The sequence below is a fragment of the Antrihabitans stalagmiti genome (assembly GCF_016482825.1).
Taxonomy (GTDB): domain Bacteria; phylum Actinomycetota; class Actinomycetes; order Mycobacteriales; family Mycobacteriaceae; genus Antrihabitans; species Antrihabitans stalagmiti.
Genome location: NZ_JAEMNV010000001.1, coordinates 325,355 through 344,083, shown reverse-complemented (window position 1 = coordinate 344,083; position 18,729 = coordinate 325,355). Strand labels below are relative to the sequence as shown.

Here is an 18,729-nt window from a genome sequence, read left to right as displayed (position 1 = left end):
CGGAAATCTGGAGCGGGCCAACGCGACTGATCAGCGCTTGCCCTTCAGTACAATCTGCACCGCAATTCCGGCGAGGTCGTCAGCACGAAAACCCGGGTAGCCGTGCAGGATTCGACGCCAGCGTGCGGGCACCGCCGACGCTCCCCACCGTGCGCCAAGGAGTCCACCCGCGATCGCGGCTGTCGTGTCCGTGTCACCGCCGGCGCGCACGGCCATTTCTAGGGCGTGCTGGAGGTGCGCGGGACCGGAATCATCAGTGTTGGTGATCGCCCACCACGCTGTCTGAAGTGCGTGGACTACCCAGCCGTTGTTGGCGAAATCGGCCGGGACGCCCTTCTCGGCCGCGTCGAGCAACGGGGACCAGAATTCGGCGACTGCTGTCGGCGCCTTGCCGACGTACTCGCGGAGTCCGTCGAAACTGCTGTGCAGGACCGCATGCCTGATCGCGTACGTCCACATCTGACACGCCTCGGTCGCGCGGTGGTCGGCGTGTGTCAGTCGACTGACCGCGGCGGCCGCCGCAAGACACCCAGCCTCGTCGTCGAGATACGCAAGCGCCACGGGCGCAGTACGCATCAGCGAACCGTTGCCACCCGTCCGGCCACCGAGCCTCGAAGCGCACCTGGCCATCTCGCCAGCGGACTGCGAGCGAGACGAGAGAACCGATCGGGTCTGGATGCCCATATCAGGCGGGTTGGAGTCGAACCAGTCGACGAATCCAGCGGCGACCGCGTCGAGTCCGTTCCCCCGACCGATGTCCGCACCGTCCTTGGCCGCGATAGCGACCGCGATCGCCATCGAGGTGTCGTCCGTCCACTCCCCCGGAGCCCAGTTGAACGATCCACCGCCAACCATGTCGATCGCCTGCTCCGCGGTCGGGTGGGTGAACTCGTACCCAGCGCCGAGGGCATCGCCGGCAGCGGTACCGAGCAGCACTCCGGCAGCTCGATCGAGATCGATATCCGTACGCATAATTTCCCCTTAGATTGAATTTGCGCTAACTATAGCTCAATTGTGCGCTAAGGTACCGACATGGCCGAATGGCGCAACACAAGTGGCAAGACATTGCGGGACTATCCGAGACCCTCGCTCGCGGTCGATGTCGCGGTCCTGACCGTCGTCGACGCGCGACTGCACGTACTTGTCGTCGAGTCACCCCACGACGGTCTGGCCCTGCCGGGGACGTTCGTGCACCCCGACGAACGCACCCACGACGCGGCCGAACGGGCGTTGCGCACCAAAGCCGGCGTCGAGGACGTGCAGATGCATCAGCTCGCGATATTCGACGAGCCGACGCGCGACTATCGCGGCTGGGTCATGTCCATGGCCTACGGAACGGCGCTCGCCCGAGATCGCCTGCCAGGCAACGCCGTTCTCGTTGGCGTTACCGGCGGCGAACCGGACCAATCTTTGGCGTGGGACCACGCACGAATGGTGCGGCTCGCTGTCGCCGATCTGCGTGCTCGGTACGCAGACGAGGTAGATCCCGACAACCTGATCGGACACCAGTTCACAGTGCTCGAGCTACGCCACCTGTACGAGGCGGTCTACGAGAACCCGCTCCCCAAGGACACCTTTCGCCGGCAAGTAAGTGACGGCCTGGACAGCACCGGGAAGGTGTCGTCCTCGGCAGGCGGTCGGCCTGCGGAACTGTACCGGCGACGAGCCGGGACCTACCTGCCGCGATCTGCCGCGGGAGTTTTCGAAGGACATCGAATCGACGTGACGAGGTGATCGGCATGCAGGACTGGTGGATTGCACATTGGGTCGAGGTCATGGGATTCGTCACGGGCGCAGCGTGTGTGGTGCTGGCGTGGCGTCGAAACATCTGGAATTACCCGATCGGAATCGCGAACACGATGCTGTTCATGGGCTTGTTCTGGACCGCTGGCCTCTACGCGCAGGTCGGCTTACAGGTTGTGTTCCTCGTCCTTGCCGGTCATGGCTGGATCGACTGGATGCGGACCCGCCAGCGTGAAGCCTCCGCGAACCTGCGGCGCGACGAGGCGTTCGTCTCGAGCGTGCCGCGCCTCGCCGTGCTGGCGCTCGTTGCGGCTTTCGTACTGGTGACTCTCACCGTGCGGTGGGTGCTACTCGAGTTCACCGACTCGACAGTCGCGACGTCGGACGCCGCGACGATGGCCGCAAGCGTCGTCGCCCAGATCATGCTCAACCGCCGTTGGTGGCAGAGCTGGCTGGTGTGGCTTGCGGTGGATATCGCCTACGTGTGGCTGTATTTCTCGGCCGGCCTGTGGATTACGGCGTTGCTCTACGGCGGATTCTGCGTCATGTGCGTGCTTGCTCTTCGGGAGTGGTTGGCTGTGCGCCGCGCTGCTCAGGACAGCCGACCGGACCTCGTCCGTGTCTGAGGCCGGAGCTGGTCGACGCTTCCGCCACGGACTCGTGCTCGGAAAGTTCTACCCCTTCCACTCCGGTCACCAGGCCGTGATTCGCACGGCGCAGCGAGCCTGTGAGCGGCTGACGATCGAGATCCTCGGCGCGTCGGTCGAGACCATCCCGCTCGATGTTCGCGTGTCCTGGCTACGAGAAGAGCATCCGACCGCGCGGGTGGTCGGCGCGATCGACGACGCACCGATCGACTTCGACGACGCCGATATCTGGGATCTCCACATGCCGATCATCGAAGAACTACTCGACGAACCTGTCGATGCTGTGTTCACCAGCGAGCCCTACGGCATCGAATTGGCCCGCCGGCTCGACGCCGCGCGGGTGCACGTCGATCCCGGCCGACTCACCAATCCGGTGTCCGGCACCGCGATACGCGACGACCTCATCGGCAACTGGGCCGAGCTCCCTCCGTCGGTGCGGGCGTGGTTCACGCAGCGGGTCGTTGTTCTCGGTGCGGAGTCGACCGGTTCCACCACGCTTGCGATGGCGCTTGCCGAATCCTTTGCCACCGAGTGGGTTCCGGAATACGGCCGCACCTATTCCGTCCTGCGCCCCGGCGGACCGAATAGACCGTGGCGCAGTGACGAGTTCGATCTCGTCGTGGACCGCCAGATCGAGTCCGAGACACACGCGCGGCGGCGAACACCCATTCCGTTGCTCGTCTGCGATACAGACGCTCTCGCAACGACGATCTGGCACGAACGCTATGTCGGTCCGTGTCCCGAGCACCTTGTCGAACGCGCCGCACAGCACCGACCTCTGGCGTATGTGTTGACCGGCGACGATATTCCGTTCGTCCAGGACGGACTCCGCGACGGCGAGCATCTGCGCCGGGCCATGCAGCAGCGATTCCGGGAAGTGCTTGCGGCGCAGTCTGTCCCGTGGATCGAGGTGCACGGCAGGGTCGACCACCGCGCAGCCGAAGTGCGCGCGTTCGTCGAACCGCTGCTGGCGACAGCGTTGCGCATCGGCCCATCGCTGGAGGAAATACAGACCCGCGCGTGACCCCACGGAATATGCTTGTCGTTCGATGCGGGAGCAGGAGCACGCATGACATCGACAGCAGCGTGGGTTCGCGACCACCGCATGGTCGCATTCTTCGGTCTCACCTATGCGATCTCGTGGTCCCTTGTCCCGTTCGGGTCGTTTCTCCCGACCGGTGCGCTGATTGCGGCTCTCATCGTGATCAGCGTCGCCGACGGCCGAGAAGGCTTGCGACAACTCGGCTCACGCATCGTGAAGTGGCGAGTCAGCCCTTGGCTTTACCTCGCGGCCATCGCAATTCCGGTCGCCGTACTCACGTTCACGATCGCGACGAGCAGCGCTCTGGCATCGACTTCACCGTCGTTCGATCAGTTCGATGCCTGGTACTCGGTGATCGTCGTGTTCGCCGCACGGATGATCGATCCGCTCAACGGCCCGGTCGCCGAGGAACCGTCGTTTCGCGGTTTCGCGCAGCCGACGCTCGAGGTCGGCCGCTCACGGTTCGCCGCCACCGCAATTCTCGCCGTGCTCGTCACCATCTGGCACGTACCGCTGTACTTCATCGACGAATTCGAGCTGCAGCCGATCGAGTCCCTTGCGACCGTCGGATGCACCTTCTTCTACGCCTGGCTGTTCGCACGGTCGGGCGGCAGCGTCTTGATCACCTTGATTGCTCACGTCACGGAAGGCTGGGTCCGCATCGGACCTCTGTGGGGCGACGGACCCGACACCGACCGTGCCGTCACCATCTATACGGTGGCCTGGTTCACGGTCGGTGTACTTGTCGTCGTGTGCGATCGATCGATCTGGCGCGTGCGGACCGAACGCCCGTAGGCGCTATCCCTCGGCGACGATCGCGATGGCCGCGTCGGAGGAGAAGAACGGCTCCAGCCGCTGCCGAAGCTGATCGGCGAGCACACCGTTGGCGATGAGCGCGTCGATGATCGGCGGTGCGAATCGCGCAGCTTCGGCGATCAAATCGTCACGACTCAGACCCAACTGGTCGAGCAACTCGCGAACGGTTGACTGGCCGAAGTTCTCGAAGAAGGTGTCGATCCACGCGTCGACGAGCGCAAGGAGGTATTCCTTGTTGCGCGTCGACATTGCCGCTCCGTACGCGAGTTCGGCCAGTTCGCGGTTTTCTTCCTCCGACACGTACAGGCGCAGTTCGCTGACCGGTTCGTTCGCGTGCAGATCCCACACTTCGAGAACTGCTTTTTCGACAGGTCCGTTCTTGACCAGATCGCGGACTGCGCTTTCGGTCTGCTTGAGGGCGTACTGCGCACCCATGCCTGCGACGGCGTCGAGTTGACCTTTGCCGACTTTCGCGGCTGTCGAGACCACCTTGTCGCCGACCGAGAAGATCGACGACATACCGGGTAGTTTCTCGGCCTTCTTTCGGTTGCCTGCGACGAAGTCACCGACGATCGATCCGACGAACCGCGATGCGAGCTGAGCGACCAAGGGGCTCAACGTCAATCGCTCGAACAGCCGTTCCTGTGCGGTGGTGAGTCCGAGTCCGGCATTGATGAGTGCCTGGACCTGATCTCGATCGATCACGTCACCCAGATTGTGTTCCGAGGCGGCCTCGAGGTTGTAGAAGACGTCGGCGAACGGAACGACGAGTTGGGAGACGACAGCGCTGCCGCCGACCTGATCGACACCTATGCGAGCGGTGACCTTCACGTCAGCCGGATCGACGACGTCACCCAGTCGGATCGAATCTGCTCCGGCAAGCACCAGATCGATCTCTCTGACGACAACGTCGTCGAACCGGTCGGTGACCTCGGCCAGAATGAACTCGACGAGCGCGTCGAGCAATTTCCCTGTGACAGCCTGTGGATCGTTGCTCATTCGCTTTCTAAACCCTTCCGAAGCTGACGACTGATGTGTCGAACTCTTGCACACACCAATGGGGTTCGCCCGACTGGACTCAGCGCACCGCGAGTGCCTCGATATCGGCCAGCGCAGCGCTGCGCCGATAGAGGTCGTCCTGCTTCCCGATATCGCGCGAGGTACGGCTCGCGAAGCCCGGCGGCTGGGCTGTGAAGTATTCACCCGAGCGTCCGCGATAGCGGTCACCGATCGCGAGGTCGGCGCCCAGCTTGCTCGGCTTGTCAGGCGAGATCAGAAAAAGGCGAAGGGGCTTCAACACGAGCGCCGGCAACTCGCGGTAGACCTCGGAGTCCACGCCGCCGGGGTGCATCGCAGTCGAGGTGATGCCGGCAGGCAGCCGTCGGGCAAGTGCGTTACTGAACATCAGATTGCCGAGTTTCGACTGGGCGTAGGCGGTGAGAGCGAAGTACCGCGAGCAGCCGGTGAACGTCTCCGGATCGATTCTGCCGATGTTGTGCATCACCGAGGACAGGTGCACGATCCGTGCGTCGCCTGTCTTCGCGGCCGCAACCTGCAATTGCGGAAGGAGCAGGTGGGTCAGCAGATACGGGCCGAGATAGTTTGCCCCGAACTGCATTTCGAAGCCTTCCTCGGTGAAGTGCTGCTGCATCGGCGAGGCGCCCGCGTTGTTGATCAACGCATCGACATGGTCGTGACGTGCGGCCAGTTCGGTTGCGAAGGTTCGGATGTGCTCGAAGGACGACAGATCGAGAGACAGTACGTCCACCTCGGCTCCGGGGGTCCGCCCGACGATTGCCGTGCGCGCGGCCTCGGCCTTCACCTGGTTGCGGCAGCCCAACACGAGCGTCGCGCCCCTGGCAGCCAACTCGTGAGCCATACCGAGTCCGATACCGCTGTTCGCGCCGGTGATCACAACAGTCTTGGTCATGGGGTTACTTCTTACTAGCCCTCCCTCAATACCGCGACAGCGACCTCGCTCCGCATCGCTTCCAGCGCAGCGATCTGCCCTTCGGCAAGGGAAAGGAGATAGTCGAGTTCGGCACTGTCGAGGCGGTCGTCCTCTTTTGCCAGCAACCGCAACGCCCGCCACAGCGCGGCCTTGCCTTCGACGCCGAGCAGCATCGCTTCGAGTTCGGTGAGCGCGGTCAGCGGCGTCCGTCCGAACACGCGGTCAGTCAGCTGCAGACCTGCGACCTGGCCACCCAGCCACGCGCCGAGCACCGCGGTACGGCTCGGCGTGATGTCGAGTTTCTTCATGATGTCGCTCAGTTTTCGGCGGTCGTAGTCGATCTCGCGTACGAGCCTGTCGAGCACGTCTGTCGAACCGTGATGCGATGCTGCGATCCGCCTGATGAGTTGGGTGCCTCCGGTCGAACCGACGAAATGGGTGCCGACGTAGATGTCCAGTGCGCTTGCCATGGCTACCGAGTACCCGCCGAAACACGGCGCCAACCTGGACGGTCGTTCGGTTTCGCAACGATCGGAACGGGTATTCGAAAGCACGCCGGGACGTGCCGACCGCCGGCATCTTCGACGAGGGGTGTAACTCTGTGCCGCACAGTCTTATCCGTCCGGATATCACTCGGATCGTCGTCGTTGTTCCCGTTCGCAACGAAGAGGACCTGCTCCCCCACTGCCTGAGCGCGCTCGATCGAGCTACGACGAAGGTGGACGTTCCGGTACACGTCCAACTTGTTCTCGATGCGTGCACCGATAGTTCCGCCGACATCGCGGGCGACGGCGTCAGCACGTTCGCTGTCGACGAGAGAAACGTCGGAGCGGCGCGAGCTGTCGGCTTTTCGATCGCGGGGCGCACCTGCAGAGCCGACACCTGGTTCGCAACGACGGACGCGGATTCCGAGGTCGACGAGGACTGGCTGGCGTCCCAACTGGTCCGTGCTCGAGCGGGCGTCGAAGTTGTCGTCGGCACCGTCGGGGTGCGGTGGTCCGAACACTCAAAAGACCTCGCGCCTGTCTACGAACGCAGCTACCGAAATCACCCGGACCCGCACATTCACGGCGCCAATCTGGGGTTTCGCGCCGACATCTATTGGCGTACAGGCGGATTTCGCAAGCTCAGCAACGGTGAGGACGTCGATCTCGTCGACCGATTCAGCGCGCTCGGGGCGCGGATCGAATGGACCGATACCGCCGATGTCACCACGTCGGACCGCCGGATCGGCCGAGCGCCGGATGGGTTCGCCGCACACATCCGCGGGTTGGAATTGTCGGCATGAGCGCCTCGATCAGTGCCGAACCGCACCCCACCCGACCGCACGACTCCGAATCGCACGACACCGAAGCGCACGACACCGTTGCCACACAACTCCTGGCAGCCGAACAGGCAGGCGCGCTGGACCTGCCGCTGCCCGGCGCAGGCCACACCATCGAGCGCTGGCACAGGTTGGCGCAGCTTTCCTTTCGTGACACCGTGGTCGGTCGTTTGGCAGAAGCACACACCGATGCGGTGGCGATCCTCGCCGAGATCACCGGGCGTTCGATTCCGAACGGCAGCCTGTGGGGTGTGTGGGCAGCGCAACCTCCGAAACCCGCGCTGGACGCGACGCGACGTAATGGTCGATGGGTACTCGACGGACGCAAACTGTGGTGCTCCGGCGCGACGATGTGCACCCATGCCCTGGTCACGGCGCTCTGCGACGAGAACTGGCTGCTGTTCGAGGTCGACCTCCGCCAGCCCGGCGTTCAGCCCGTACCGGACACCTGGCATGCGGTCGGCATGAGTGCATCCGATTCCGGCGCGGTCGACTTCACCGCCGCCGACGCCGAAGCGGTCGGCGAGGCCGGCGACTACATCGACCGTGCCGGCTTCTGGCACGGCGCAATCGGAGTGGCAGCCTGCTGGTACGGCAGTGCGTGTGGTGTCGCGAAGGTACTGCACGCGGCAGCAGCCCGCGGACGGGCCGACGAGCACGCACTCGCTCATCTTGGCAGCATCACCGTCGCACTGCGCGGCGCCGCAGCCGCACTGGAAACGGCGGCCCACGCCATCGATGGCGACCCGTACGACCGCGGCGGCCAGGCCCGGATCAGAGCACGAGCCACACGCGCGGTCGTCGAACAGGCAGCGTCCACAACGATCGATCGGGTAGGTCGCGCTCTTGGAGCGGGTCCGCTGTGCGCCGACCCAGCCCACGCGCGCCGAGTCGCCGACCTGACCGTGTATCTACGACAAAGTCATGCCGAACGTGATCTGGCCGACCTCGGTCGTGACGTAGCTGAAAAGGATTTCACCTGGTGGCACAACCGCTGATAGATCTCGACGACGAAGGCACCCCGGCACACCTGTGGACGGCTTGGGGCGCAGAGCATCGGGCATTGGAGATCGAATCGTGTCAGCGGCTCGTCGTCGTCGCCCCCCATCCAGACGACGAGATACTCGGCGCTGGCGGCTTGATTGCGCTCGCGCGTAGCAACGACATTCCGGTGACGGTTGTGATCGTCACCGATGGCGAAGGCGCATATCCGGGCTCGGCGTCCTACACTCCGCGCGCACTCGCAAGCCTGCGCATCGAGGAATCCCGGCGGGCGGCTCGTGTTGTCGGCGCGCAGGCACCCACGCGACTGGGGTTTCCGGACGGTGCTGTCGGCTCGCGCGAAGACGAACTGACAAGCGCTCTTCGGGGTGTTCTCTTCCGTGAGACCGGCCCAGACGTGTGGTGCGCTACGACGTGGCGAAACGACGGTCATCCCGACCACGAAGCGGTTGGGCGAGCCACTGCGGCCGCATGTACAAGTAGCGGCGCAACCCTGCTCGAGTTCCCCGTGTGGATGTTTCAGTGGGCCCATCCCGACGACTCCGTGGTACCGAGCGATCGCGCTCGCACACTTGCGCTCCCGGCCAAGATAGTTCGTACGAAGCTGGCCGCGATCGACGAATACTCCAGCCAGACGATTGCGGCGTCGACGCATCCCGCCGATCGACCGATCCTGCCGCCACACGTCCTCGAGCGCTTCGCCGGTCGATCGGAGACCTTCTTCGTATGACCAGCGATCGGAACGAAAGCAGTCTGCCGCCGAGCTATTTCGACGACATGTACGAGAAGAACCACGATCCGTGGGAGTTTCGATCCCGCTGGTACGAGGAGCGCAAACGCGCCCTCACCCTTGCTGCACTACCGAAACCCACCTACCGCAACGCATTCGAGCCGGGATGCTCGATCGGTGTACTGACCGAAGCGCTGGCGACGCGGTGCAACCGGGTGCTGGCGACCGACGTGGCCGACAGTGCACTCGCGTCGGCACGGACCAGACTGGCGGACGTAGCCGGAGTCGAACTGCGGAGGTGGGCGCTCGGCGACACCTGGCCCGACGAACGTTTCGATCTGATCGTGATCAGCGAGGTCGGGTACTACCTGGATCTGCATGCCTTACGAACCGCCTGCGACGACGCCGTCGATCACGCCGAATTCGGCGCCACCGTGGTGTTCGTCCACTGGCGACACCCCGTTGCCGACTATCCGATGACCGGTGACGAAGTCCATGCCGTCGCGCACTCGACCGGGGGGTTGGTGCCGCTCGCGCGGTACAGCGACGAGGACGTCATCATCGATGTCTTCGTCGTCGGGCACGGCATGCCGACGTCCGTCGCGCGGGCAGGCGGACTCGTCTGAGGTTCGCTACGCAACGTCGGAGACGGAGTATTGGCCCGGGCCAAGGGCTTTCGCGCTGTACATCGCCTGATCGGCGCGGCGGATCAGATCGTCCGGAGTGCTGGATTCGTCCGATATCGCGACGCCGATACTTGCACTGAAGCTGACCGATCCGGCGTCACCCGCGTCGACCGAGGTGATCGCTGTATTGATGCGGGTGGCAATGTCGATGGCCGCCTCGAGATTGTCGATATCTGCGCAGACGACGACGAATTCGTCGCCGCCGAGGCGCGCAACGGTGTCGTCCGGGCGGACCGCAGCGGTGAGCCGCTGGGCAAGACCTATCAAGGCGGAGTCGCCAGCGTTGTGCCCCAGGCTGTCGTTGATGGTCTTGAAGTCGTCGAGATCGATCAGCAACAACGCACAGCGCGACCCGGCCGCATGCGCGCCGCCCAACGCCGCGTCGATACGTTCGAATGCCAATACGCGGTTCGGAAGTCCGGTCAAAGGGTCGTGCAGACTTTGGTGCCGCAATCGAGCTTCCAGTTCGATGCGGCGAATCGCAGCCGACACGACCGCTGCGACTGCCGCGAGAAACGAGAGGTCTCGCTGTGTGTAACACCGCACGCTTGTGCTGTGGGTCGTCAGCACGCCCCACAGGATGTCTTCGCCGATCGGCAAACTGATGCCGCTCTGCAGCCCTCGCGCAACCATACCCGTTGTCGCGAAGCGTGTTTCGTCCGCTCTGTCGGGACATACGACGATCGAACCGGTTGCCCACGCGTATCCCGCCTGCGACGCTGCACCGCTACCGAGCGTCGTCGGCGCAGGAGCAGGTCCGGTGTAAGCGAGAACGTTCAGCGTCTCCCCGTCGGCGGCGATCCGGGACACCGACGAACATTCCATTCCCACCATGGCTGCTGCGGCCGCGGTCGCTGCAGTGAGAACGGTGTCGAGGTCGGAACCGACGGCGAGCTCGCTCAGCGCGGCCAACGATTGTTGCTCGCATGCGCGCTGCGCCGCCGCTTCGAGTGCCTGCTCGAGCCGCTGCTCCTGCTGCCGCGAATGACGATGATCACGCGCAGTCGTGACGATCAGGGCCGGTCCGGCGGTGTCGCGCACCAGTACGTACACCGCAATGGTCACCGGAATCGCCTCGCCGGTCCGAAAGTTGTTGACCTCGCTGAATCCCGACCAGTCGCCGCAACCGGCAAGACCTGCTTCGAGTTCGGCGTTCGACAGCGCACCGACCGCCGTCACGAAGTCCGCCGTGTGGCGGGTACAGGCGTCGTCGAGATCTTCGAGACCGACGAGACGGACACCCGCGGGGTTCAGATAAAGCACTCGCCCCGAGACGAATTCCGACAGCATGACAAGGTCGGGCGATCGCGCAACGACCGAACGAAACACGCTCGGGTCCATCGCGTCGGACTCCACCGTGTCTCCCTTCGGGTTCTGTGACCAGTAATCCGACCATGCAGCGCCGCGACGTGCCGCAGGTTTGCCGTAATACGAGTATGCGTCACAGCTGCTCGAAATCCGGTGGGCATTGTGGCAGCGGGAACTGCGGTCCTGACAAACCGGCATTTGCGCTGCACGGGTCCGATTTCGGACGCATAGTTGTCAGTTATGAGCCGATGGTTCTCGGAGGCGATCGTCGACACCGGCCGACTCCCCCTGTTCTTTATGCTCGTCGCATTTTTGCTCGCGTTTCTGTTCATCAGGTTCAGCGTGCGAATGATTCGTGCCGAAGTGTCCTGGTGGCCGGGAAATGTCACGCCCGGCGGCATGCACATCCATCACGTGATGTTCGGCCTCGTGATGATGCTGCTGTCGGGTTTCGGCCTCGTCATACTCGCCAGCGAGGAAACCCCGGTCCCCAATTGCATTCTCGCGTCGGTGTTCGGTGTCGGCAGTGCACTGGTGCTGGACGAATTCGCACTGGTACTGCATTTGCGCGATGTGTACTGGGCTGAGGAAGGCCGGTCGTCGATCGACGCGGTGTTCGTGGCGATCGCGATCCTGACCCTGTTTCTCCTCGGTCTACACCCCATCGGATTGTCCGGTGACTTCGACGATTTCCGCAAGGATCCCAACACCCTCAACCTGATCGTTGTTCTCGTCGGTTTGGCGATCGAACTGCTGCTCGTTGTCATCACGTTGCTCAAAGGCAAAGTGTGGACCGGACTCCTCGGCATCTTCATCGTCCCGTTGCTCATCGTCGGCTCCATCCGACTGAGCCGACCCAACGCACCGTGGGCGCGATGGCGCTACACCAACAAACCGAGGAAGTTCGCGAAAGCCGTTGCCCGCGAACAGCGGCTGAGAGAACCCGTGATTCGCGCGAAAATCGTTCTGCAAGAAGCGGTGTCCGGGCGCTTCGGTGTACCGGCGGACCTGCCGCAACTGCTGGCCGAGCCTGAGATCGCCGCCTTACCCGCGCGGGAGACCGCTCCCAACGCTCTGCTGACCGCGTTGCGCTGGCGGCTGACCCGACAGCGCCTGCGTCCGACACCGTCGTGGCGCTTACCGATGGTCTTGGTTGTCACCTCGATCATTGCAGCGTTCGTTTTCGTCACGATCGATGCCGATGCGGCAACCGGAGCAGGCGACATCGTCGGCGGCGGAACCGATCACGGGTCGACCGCGACGCTGCTCAGCGTCATCGCCGGCGGCATGGTCACCCTCACCGGCTTGGTTTTCACTGCGCTGACCCTGGCGATGCAGACGGGCGCGGCGCAGATATCGGTGAAGATCGTGCCGATCCTGCAGCACGATCCGCTGCTGCGGTGGTCGATCGGAATGTTCCTGTCCACCTTCGTCTTCTCGCTGATCATCGCGTTGGATCTCGCGCTCGACAGCGAGACCTCGGAACCCGTCGTATCCACGGTCATCGCGTTTGCACTGGCCTTCGTCAGCGTTTTCCTGTTGATAGCGCTCGTCGCAAAGGTCGCGTCGGTCCTCAACCCGGGCCGCTTGCTCCGGTGGACCGCGACTCAGGGTCGCGACGCGATCCTGCGGTCCTACCCGGGCGAGGCGTCCGAACGCGCAACCGACCTGCCCGCAGTCGAACCGATCGCCGCCGCACTCGGCGAACCCACCACCATCCGCCTGCGTCGGCCGGCTGCAGACGGTCGAGTTCTGTTGGCGGTCAACGTCGCTCGCATCCAGCGCCTCGCCATCCGCTGGGGTGTGAACGCTGCGGTCGAACCGAGTATCGGCGAGTTCGTCGCACTCGAATCACCACTGTTCACGATCTACGGACCCACGGAACGCGTGCGCGAACATCAACTTCTCGACTGCCTGCTGTTCGGCGAGATGAACAGCCCGATGATCAGTCCCGTTGCCGCCCTTCAGACGATCGTCGACATCGCACTCAAAGCCCTCTCGCCTGCCGTGACGGATCCAGGTCGAGCGGTACAGGCGATCGACCACATCGAGGATCTGCTGTTACTGCTCGCGGAGCGCGTGCGACGCGAATCTGCACATTCGCAGTTGTCCCGCATTCGCGGCTATCAGCAGAGCTGGGCCGACTACGTTGCCGTCGCGACGGACGAGGTCCGCCACTACAGCACGCATTCGACTCAGGTGCAACGTCGGCTGCGATCGATGTTCACGACGTTGATCGCAGCGTGCCCGCCCGACCAGCACAAGCCACTGCTCGATCGAATCGCCGCGCTCGATGCCCGAATCGAACGCGAATGGCCGGACGCTCTGGACGCCATGCTGGCACGAGTGCCCGACCCGCAAGGTTTGGGTTCCGAGAGCGGCCGGTCCACCCGGACACATCCGCTGGTGGTCGGCCCAGCTACTCCGGCGCCTGATCCTCACTGACGACGGGTTCCGTCGCCTCACGATCGTCGGCATTGCCAGGATTGCCTTCCGATCGCCGCTCCTCGGTGACGCTTTCTTCGATGTTGTTCACGATCTCGGCAAGGTCGCGGTCGCGCTCGTGTCCACCTTCCGGCGGTACTTGAATCTCATCGATCTTGGCCTGGGTCTCGCTGTCGTTATCGGGCTGTTCGCTCATCACACCTGCTCCTCCAGATCGATCGGGTCGACCTCGTCCAGCAATTCGGCATCGACCGCGTTCAGATCCGTGACGTCGTCGCTAACCTGCTCGAGGACGTCGGGGACCTCCTGCGCGAGCTTGCGGTCGAGGCTCTCACCTTCGGCCTGCTCAGCGGCCGTGACGCCGAACTTGTCGATCCCGGCAGAACGTTCCTCCGGAGCGATACCCGCATCGAGAACATCATCGACCCCGGAATCCACGAGGGTGTCCTCTGGTTGAAGCTGATCTTCGGAGTCGATGCTGTATTCGCCTGTCGATCCTTCGACTTCGGTTTCTTTGCCTGCCATGTTCACCGCCATACCCGAATCCGCCACGACGAAACGGCCTGCAGGTTTCCGAGCGAGCGGCCACGGGAATCCAACATCAATGACAACCGAAGAAACAACGACCGATGCCGAACGGACCGATGTGCCGGAGCACGTACTGGCGGGCATTCGGGTAGCCATACTCGCCACGAACGGCGTCGAACAGGTCGAGCTGACCGAACCCCGTGCAGCCATCTTCGATGCGGGCGGAACGACCGAACTTGTGTCGCTCGAAGTCGGCGAGATTCAGGCTATGAACCATGACACCGAGGCTGCCGACGTCTTCACCGTCGATCGGGCAATCTCTGATGTGTCGGCCGACGACTTCGAAGCTCTCGTATTGCCAGGAGGGACAACGAATCCGGACACGCTGAGGCAGAGCACCGAGGTCGTCGACTTCGTCAAGAGCTTTTTCGCCGCCGGAAAGCCTGTCGGTGTCATCTGTCACGGAGCCTGGACCCTGGTCGAGGCCGATGTCGTGCGCGGCCGGACGCTGACGTCGTACCCGAGCATCCGGACCGATATTCGCAACGCGGGAGGCATAGTCGTCGACGAGGAGGTCGTCGACGATCACGGCCTGGTGTCCAGTCGCAATCCCGACGATCTGCCTGCCTTCTGCGCGAAGATCGTGGAAGTGTTTGCGGTGACCCGACATCCGGTCGTCGACGCCGGAGCGACCGCGGATGTCGGCTAGGTCGAATTAGGGTCGGGCGCGCCGGCTGCAGGAGTTGAACCGGCGTGCCCTGGAGTCGGCCGTTTCCCGGGAAGCGAACGACTCTTGGCAGGTGCTTACCCGGGCTTCGGGTGCACAAACATGAGCCCTAGCGCAGCTGTCGCGCCGGGTTTGTATCCGAAGTACAAATGGACAGCACTCGTTTGAACCTGGGCGCCAAGCGAGTGCGCCGAAATTGTGTCAATCTCATAGTCGAGTGTGTTGAATCACAGCGAAGACACAATGACGCAGGAGGTCGACGATGACCACAGCCGACGCAAAACCGACAGCCGACCCTCGGATCATCGAGGTGCACAACCCCGCAGACGGGCGCTCGGTCGGAACGGTCCCCATCGAAACAGCCGACGACGTGGCGGCGAAAGTCCGCGAACTACGGCTGTACCAGCCGGAGTGGGAGGCGATCGGACCACGGGGTCGCGCGGAATGGCTTCTGAAACTGCAGGATTGGATCTTCGACAACGCCGACCACATCGTCGATGTTGTGCAGTCCGAAACGTCCAAGCCTCGGGTCGACGCCAGCATCGAGCCACCCTTCGTGGCCGATCTCATCGGTTACTACGCAAAGAATGCAGCGGCGTTCCTCGCCGACGAGCATCCGTCACCGCACAACCCGCTCGGCATGGTCAAGAAGCTGACGACCGTGTACCGCCCACATCAGGTCGTCGGCGTGATCACGCCATGGAACTTCCCGTTCGCGATGCCGGGCCTCGACGTGATTCCGGCCCTTATCGCCGGTGCCGCCGTCTTGCTCAAGCCGTCCGAGGTGACGCCACTCGGCGGTGCGGAACTGGTTCGTGGCTGGAAGGCCATCGGCGCGCCGCCGGTACTGGAACTTGCGACCGGGTTGGGCGAGACAGGCGCAGCCGTCGTCGACAACGTCGACTACGTCCAGTTCACGGGTTCGACTCGAACCGGAAAGGCGATCGCGAAGGCGTGTGCCGAACGGTTGCTCCCCTACAGCCTCGAACTCGGCGGCAAGGATCCCGCACTGGTACTTGCCGACGCCGATCTCGACCGTGCGGCCTACGGAATCGCATGGGGCGGCCTGTTCAACTCGGGCCAGGTCTGCATCTCGGTCGAGCGCGTCTACGTCGAAGCGCCCGTGTACGACGAATTCGTCGCGAAGCTGACCAAACATGTCGGGGAACTGCGGCAAGGCCAGGACGGTCGCGAGTATCGCCACGATGTCGGCGCCCTTGCCAACGCCAACCAGCGCGACATAGTTGCCCGGCACATCGAGGAAGCCGTTGCGGCCGGTGCTCGCGTTACGGTGGGCGGAAAGCCCGGCGCGACAGGCACTTTCTTCGAACCGACGGTCCTCGTCGACGTCGACCATTCGATGAGCTGCATCCGCGAAGAGACGTTCGGCCCGACGTTGCCGATCATGAAGGTTGCCGACGAAGCCGAGGCAATCCGGATGGCGAACGACTCCGTCTACGGCTTGTCGGCGACGGTGTGGACCACTGACAAAGAGCGCGGTGACCGCGTCGCACGGCAGTTGGAGGCTGGTGCGGTGAACATCAACGACTCCGGTGCGAACCTGTTCAGCTTCGCACTGCCCATGGGCGGCTGGAAGGAGTCCGGCGTCGGCGCACGATGGGGCGGCGCGGCCGGTGTGCGGAAGTACTGCCGCGTCCAGGCGATCACCACACCACGAATGCCGACGCAACAAAAGGAACTGATCTGGTTCCCGTACTCACCGCCCAAGGTGAAGTTCGCGATGGCTGTTATGCGTGCCTCCGGTGCGCGTGGCCTGCGTCGCCGTCTCGGCTTCGGGGGAAGCAAATGACTGTCGAAGGCAAAGTCGTCGTCATCACCGGTGGTGCACGAGGAATCGGGTTGGCGACGGCAACGGCGCTGCATCGCCTCGGCGCGAAGGTTGCGATCGGCGACGTCGACGAGACGACCGTCAAGGAATCCGGAACAGAACTCGGGCTCGACGTCTACGGCAAACTCGACGTCACCGATCCCGAATCGTTCACGACCTTTCTCGACGAGGTCGAACGGCAGCTCGGCCCGATCGATGTGCTGATCAACAACGCAGGCATCATGCCGACCGGGCGCGTCATCGACGAGCCGGACCGGGTCACCCGGCGAATCCTCGACATCAACGTGTACGGAGTTGTGCTGGGCAGCAAGCTCGCCGCGCAGCGGATGGTGCGACGCGGTAGCGGCCATGTCATCAACATCGCGTCCCTTGCGGGCGAGACTCCGACGGCCGGGTTGGCGACCTACTGCGCCAGTAAGTATGCGGTCATCGGGTTCACCGAATCTGCGCGCATGGAGTATCGAGAGAAGGGTGTGTCGTTTTCGACGGTCCTCCCGACCTTCACCAATACCGAACTCACTGCAGGCACAGCAGGCGCGAAGGGCCTCAAGAACGCCGAGCCCGAGGACATCGCGAATGCGATCGTTTCGCTGATCGAGAAGCCTCGGCGGCGGGTTGCGGTGACGCGATTGGCCGGACTTCTCGTCGCGTCGGCAAAATTCCTGCCGATTGCCGTGAGCGAGTTCATCGTGAAGAAAACGGGAATGGACCACGTCTTCCTCGAAAACGTCGACACCGCCCAGCGCGCAGCGTACGAAGCGCGAGCTCGCGGCGACGTCTGACGTCACGTTGCGTAGTTCAGAAGCCGGCGCCGGCCGCGACCACAGTGTTGCGGCCGGCGTTCTTCGCCCGGTACATCAAGCGATCGGCGAGGTCGATCAGGCGGTACAGCGTCGCGCCGTGTACGTCGTCGCTGTTGACCTCCGACACCGTCACTCCGATGCTGACCGTCAGACCTTCGTGATTGGACACGGTCTGAATCGTCCGTCTGATGCGTTCGGCTTCACCTTCGGCAGTCACCAGATCAGCGTCGAGAATCACGACGAATTCTTCGCCGCCGATACGAGCGACAGCGGCCGAATCCGACGCCGTCACCTTCACCGTGTCGGCCAGACGCCGCAGCAGTATGTCGCCTGCCGCATGGCCTTCGCGATCGTTGAAGTCTTTGAAACGATCGACGTCGATGACAAGCGCCGCGATGGTCCGCCCGGACGCCGCCGCTCGACTCGCTATCGCGGTGAACTCGGTCAGCAGTCCGCGACGATTCAACAAGCCCGTCAGCGGGTCGAGGCTGGCACGGTATTCGGCCGACTCCAATGCCGACGACAGGAGTTGGCGCAGCCGCACAACCGTCGCGGTGGGGACAGCAAGGATGATCGCAAACACCCAGATCGTCATGGCCCCCGTGACGAACGACTCGGCTCGCACCGTCGTGACGACAATGCCGATCACCAGGCAGATCGCGACCGTGATCGCGGCAACCCGGGGCGAGAAGGACACCGCAACGTTGGTTGTGACGACCGCGAGAATTCCTAAGACGACCTGTGCGGCGGCGGGGTCGGTGAGAACGAGCGACGACGCGGTGATCGCGGCTGTTCCCAGTACCGCTATCAGCCCGTACACCTTGGTGTCGAACTCTCGGAAACGAAGGACCAGCGCGACATTGGTACACGCGCAGACTGCGATTGCCGCGACTACCGGATACGAACCTGGCCGGATCGCATCCGGTGTCACACACGCAACGACGATGACCGGCAGTAGCAGGAGGTTGGTCAGCGCTCTGACGAACATCCGGTAGTCGAACCCCGGGCGTCGTGGTTCGGACGGGTCATCGTCACTCGAGCGCACAACACCCCCAATGAAAGTCAGGAGGCCCGATCCCACCTGCCGATATTCGAATGGCAGCGTCCTTACCGTGCAGGAACGCTGTC

At 63.6% G+C, this 18,729-nt stretch carries 20 protein-coding genes; 12 read left to right on the top strand and 8 right to left on the bottom strand.

Annotated elements, in window-relative coordinates; all coding sequences use genetic code 11:
- Positions 1-30 precede the first annotated feature (30 nt).
- A complete protein-coding gene (locus JGU71_RS01645) occupies positions 31-972 on the bottom strand; it encodes an ADP-ribosylglycohydrolase family protein (protein WP_199701323.1) in 942 nt (313 codons plus the stop codon).
- A gap of 60 nt (positions 973-1,032) precedes the next feature.
- Between JGU71_RS01645 and JGU71_RS01640 the strand changes: the two genes are divergently transcribed.
- Genes JGU71_RS01640 through JGU71_RS01625 form a run of 4 tightly spaced genes read left to right on the top strand, consistent with a single transcriptional unit; the run spans position 1,033 to position 4,227 of the window.
- Complete coding sequence (locus JGU71_RS01640; protein WP_199701322.1) at positions 1,033-1,734, top strand: NUDIX hydrolase; 702 nt, start codon at positions 1,033-1,035, stop codon at positions 1,732-1,734.
- Positions 1,735-1,739: 5 nt separating this feature from the next.
- Positions 1,740-2,369 (top strand): nicotinamide riboside transporter PnuC, encoded by a 630-nt coding sequence (gene pnuC / locus JGU71_RS01635; protein WP_199701321.1) that lies wholly within the window; start codon positions 1,740-1,742, stop codon positions 2,367-2,369.
- Entirely contained in the window at positions 2,362-3,414 is a 1,053-nt protein-coding gene (locus tag JGU71_RS29630; protein WP_199701320.1) for an AAA family ATPase, read from the top strand. Before pnuC ends, JGU71_RS29630 begins: the two co-directional genes overlap by 8 nt.
- 45 nt (positions 3,415-3,459) lie before the next feature.
- On the top strand, positions 3,460-4,227 hold the full coding sequence (locus JGU71_RS01625; protein WP_199701319.1) for a CPBP family intramembrane glutamic endopeptidase: 768 nt from the start codon (positions 3,460-3,462) through the stop codon (positions 4,225-4,227).
- A 3-nt stretch (positions 4,228-4,230) separates the two neighbouring features.
- Here the strand turns inward: JGU71_RS01625 and JGU71_RS01620 are convergent, their stop codons facing one another.
- The 3 genes from JGU71_RS01620 to JGU71_RS01610 all read right to left on the bottom strand — a co-directional run bounded on the left by JGU71_RS01620 (position 4,231) and on the right by JGU71_RS01610 (position 6,669).
- Positions 4,231-5,247: a hypothetical protein gene (locus JGU71_RS01620; RefSeq protein ID WP_199701317.1), complete on the bottom strand. Its 1,017-nt coding sequence runs from the start codon at positions 5,245-5,247 to the stop codon at positions 4,231-4,233.
- 79 nt (positions 5,248-5,326) lie between these two features.
- Positions 5,327-6,178 carry an SDR family NAD(P)-dependent oxidoreductase gene (locus tag JGU71_RS01615; RefSeq protein ID WP_199701315.1) on the bottom strand — a complete coding sequence of 284 codons (852 nt, stop codon included), beginning with the start codon at positions 6,176-6,178 and terminating at the stop codon, positions 5,327-5,329.
- Positions 6,179-6,192: 14 nt separating this feature from the next.
- A complete protein-coding gene (locus JGU71_RS01610) occupies positions 6,193-6,669 on the bottom strand; it encodes a hypothetical protein (protein ID WP_199701313.1) in 477 nt (158 codons plus the stop codon).
- 131 nt (positions 6,670-6,800) lie between these two features.
- On the opposite strand from JGU71_RS01610, the gene JGU71_RS01605 reads away from it, so the two are divergent.
- From JGU71_RS01605 to JGU71_RS01590, 4 genes are read left to right on the top strand one after another with little or no spacing between them, the layout of a single operon-like run.
- Positions 6,801-7,487, top strand: a complete 687-nt coding sequence (locus tag JGU71_RS01605; RefSeq protein WP_307829450.1) for a glycosyltransferase family 2 protein — start codon at positions 6,801-6,803, stop codon at positions 7,485-7,487.
- A complete protein-coding gene (locus JGU71_RS01600; RefSeq protein ID WP_199701311.1) occupies positions 7,484-8,521 on the top strand; it encodes an acyl-CoA dehydrogenase family protein in 1,038 nt (345 codons plus the stop codon). The genes JGU71_RS01605 and JGU71_RS01600 overlap by 4 nt, the downstream gene beginning before the upstream one ends.
- Positions 8,506-9,255 (top strand): PIG-L deacetylase family protein, encoded by a 750-nt coding sequence (locus tag JGU71_RS01595; protein WP_307829449.1) that lies wholly within the window; start codon positions 8,506-8,508, stop codon positions 9,253-9,255. The genes JGU71_RS01600 and JGU71_RS01595 overlap by 16 nt, the downstream gene beginning before the upstream one ends.
- Complete coding sequence (locus tag JGU71_RS01590) at positions 9,252-9,881, top strand: class I SAM-dependent DNA methyltransferase (protein WP_199701303.1); 630 nt, start codon at positions 9,252-9,254, stop codon at positions 9,879-9,881. Before JGU71_RS01595 ends, JGU71_RS01590 begins: the two co-directional genes overlap by 4 nt.
- Before the next feature lie 6 nt (positions 9,882-9,887).
- Here JGU71_RS01590 and JGU71_RS01585 read toward each other — a convergent pair whose 3' ends face one another.
- A complete protein-coding gene (locus JGU71_RS01585; protein ID WP_307829447.1) occupies positions 9,888-11,297 on the bottom strand; it encodes a diguanylate cyclase domain-containing protein in 1,410 nt (469 codons plus the stop codon).
- Positions 11,298-11,489: 192 nt separating this feature from the next.
- On the opposite strand from JGU71_RS01585, the gene JGU71_RS01580 reads away from it, so the two are divergent.
- Positions 11,490-13,694 (top strand): DUF2254 domain-containing protein, encoded by a 2,205-nt coding sequence (locus tag JGU71_RS01580; protein WP_199701301.1) that lies wholly within the window; start codon positions 11,490-11,492, stop codon positions 13,692-13,694.
- Here the strand turns inward: JGU71_RS01580 and JGU71_RS01575 are convergent.
- Positions 13,669-13,890, bottom strand: a complete 222-nt coding sequence (locus JGU71_RS01575; RefSeq protein WP_199701300.1) for a hypothetical protein — start codon at positions 13,888-13,890, stop codon at positions 13,669-13,671. The genes JGU71_RS01580 and JGU71_RS01575 overlap by 26 nt on opposite strands.
- Positions 13,890-14,231 carry a hypothetical protein gene (locus JGU71_RS01570; protein ID WP_199701299.1) on the bottom strand — a complete coding sequence of 114 codons (342 nt, stop codon included), beginning with the start codon at positions 14,229-14,231 and terminating at the stop codon, positions 13,890-13,892. The genes JGU71_RS01575 and JGU71_RS01570 overlap by 1 nt, the downstream gene beginning before the upstream one ends.
- 67 nt (positions 14,232-14,298) lie before the next feature.
- Here JGU71_RS01570 and JGU71_RS01565 point away from each other — a divergent pair, with 67 nt between their 5' ends.
- The 3 genes from JGU71_RS01565 to JGU71_RS01555 all read left to right on the top strand — a co-directional run bounded on the left by JGU71_RS01565 (position 14,299) and on the right by JGU71_RS01555 (position 17,580).
- Positions 14,299-14,931: a type 1 glutamine amidotransferase domain-containing protein gene (locus tag JGU71_RS01565; RefSeq protein ID WP_199701298.1), complete on the top strand. Its 633-nt coding sequence runs from the start codon at positions 14,299-14,301 to the stop codon at positions 14,929-14,931.
- Positions 14,932-15,211: 280 nt separating this feature from the next.
- Positions 15,212-16,759, top strand: a complete 1,548-nt coding sequence (locus tag JGU71_RS01560; RefSeq protein ID WP_199701297.1) for an aldehyde dehydrogenase family protein — start codon at positions 15,212-15,214, stop codon at positions 16,757-16,759.
- Positions 16,756-17,580, top strand: coding sequence for an SDR family oxidoreductase (locus tag JGU71_RS01555; protein WP_199701296.1), 825 nt, complete (start codon positions 16,756-16,758; stop codon positions 17,578-17,580). Before JGU71_RS01560 ends, JGU71_RS01555 begins: the two co-directional genes overlap by 4 nt.
- Positions 17,581-17,596: 16 nt before the next feature.
- On the opposite strand, the gene JGU71_RS30325 is transcribed toward JGU71_RS01555, so the two are convergent.
- Positions 17,597-18,646: a GGDEF domain-containing protein gene (locus JGU71_RS30325; protein ID WP_199701295.1), complete on the bottom strand. Its 1,050-nt coding sequence runs from the start codon at positions 18,644-18,646 to the stop codon at positions 17,597-17,599.
- Between the last annotated feature and the right edge of the window lie 83 nt (positions 18,647-18,729).